The organism is Pseudomonas sp. F1_0610, from assembly GCF_047470865.1.
Taxonomy (GTDB): Bacteria; Pseudomonadota; Gammaproteobacteria; order Pseudomonadales; family Pseudomonadaceae; genus JAZDRH01.
Genome location: NZ_JAZDRH010000072.1, coordinates 1 through 1,411, shown reverse-complemented (window position 1 = coordinate 1,411; position 1,411 = coordinate 1). Strand labels below are relative to the sequence as shown.

At 35.5% G+C, this 1,411-nt stretch carries 2 protein-coding genes; one reads left to right on the top strand and one right to left on the bottom strand.

Annotation, left to right across the window (positions count from 1 at the left end):
* Nucleotides 1–156 precede the first annotated feature (156 nt).
* The gene (locus tag VQ643_RS16235; protein WP_414201542.1) at nucleotides 157–924 is read left to right on the top strand and encodes a cysteine peptidase family C39 domain-containing protein; all 768 of its coding nucleotides are present in this window, start codon (nucleotides 157–159) and stop codon (nucleotides 922–924) included.
* Between the two features lie 29 nt (nucleotides 925–953).
* Here VQ643_RS16235 and VQ643_RS16230 read toward each other — a convergent pair.
* Nucleotides 954–1,411 (bottom strand): calcium-binding protein (locus VQ643_RS16230; RefSeq protein WP_414201540.1); only part of this gene is annotated, 458 nt, incomplete at its 5' end.

The window sequence follows — 1,411 nt, the reverse complement described above, 5'->3', positions numbered from 1 at the left end:
TAGTATAAGAAATGAATTTTTACTCATCACTCACCAGTATAATATTAAAAAGTATCATTTAAACCACTTTATAGTAAGCTGTACATTAGCTGAACATGCGCTAAAATCAAGTTGCACGCTTATACTAAAAATGACTTAACTCAACTATTTATAACTATGAATCCCAGCACTTCTCTCCATGCTTTATCTATCATTGCTCATTACCATGGCATCTCTGTTGATGCGGCCGATATAACTCACCGTTTTATAGAAGAAGGTGAATTATATCTCAATTTAAATACATGGTTATTAGCCGCTAAGTATTTAGAACTTAAAGCCAAAGTGGTTAAAAAAGATATTGAACGCTTAGATATGGTTTCACTACCTGCGGTAGTTTGGCGTGAGGATGGTGAGCATTTTATTTTAGCCAAAGTGGACGGCGATCGTTTTTTAATTCAAGACCTGACTTTAAATAAACCCTTAGTTCTGGAAAAAGAAGAATTTGCTAAAAAATACTCAGGAACTTTAATTTGTGTTTCCTCTCGTGCTTCTATATTAGGGCAACTCGCTAAGTTTGACTTTACATGGTTTATTCCTTCATTAATTAAATATAGAAAGATTATTGGAGAAGTAATGCTAATTTCTGTCGTGATACAGATATTTGCATTAATAACGCCATTATTCTTTCAAGTAGTGATGGATAAAGTATTAGTTCATCGCAGTTTTTCAACATTAGATGTGATTGCAATTGCTTTTGTAACGGTGACTGTTTTTGATGTGGTGCTGGGTGGTTTACGTACTTATATTTTTTCACACACAACCAGCCGTATAGATGTAGAGCTAGGTGCCAAGTTATTTAGGCATATGCTGGCCTTGCCTATTAGTTACTTTGAAACACGCCCTGTGGGTATTACAAACGCCTCAGCGCTTTATTCCAGCAACTGAGGCGTTGATTGAGAAGAAATACTAATAGCTTAGTTATTAGCTACGAGCAAATTACCTAGATAGTTTTCATTTGCTGCTGAATTAATACCATCCATGGCAGTAGACTGGCTACCGAAAGCAGCCATGGCACTGGTTAATTGCTGAACCTGATTAAAACTATCACTCTCAGCAAAGCTAGTAGGCGAGGATGCGGACGATAATTGAATAATTAACACATTGCCTGACCAACTAGTATCGTACTGTGTAGCGCTTACTGTAATTGGTATTTCAATTTGATAGAGATCAGCATGAGTAACAACTTTATCTGCAAAGTGAATCTCATTGATCCAATATTGATTACCTTTAAAGAAGTTCAATACCCGAATACTGTCGTTATTACCGTACTCGATAATAAGATCATAATTCTCACCGCGATAACTAACTTCATCACTATTAACATCAGTAAATTTAATGACGTCAATATCATTCTCATGAGAATTAACATCGT

Excerpts from the sequence above, each read along its gene's own strand:
- VQ643_RS16235 (WP_414201542.1), top strand. The coding sequence starts at position 157 with ATGAATCCCAGCACTTCTCTCCATGCTTTATCTATCATTGCTCATTAC.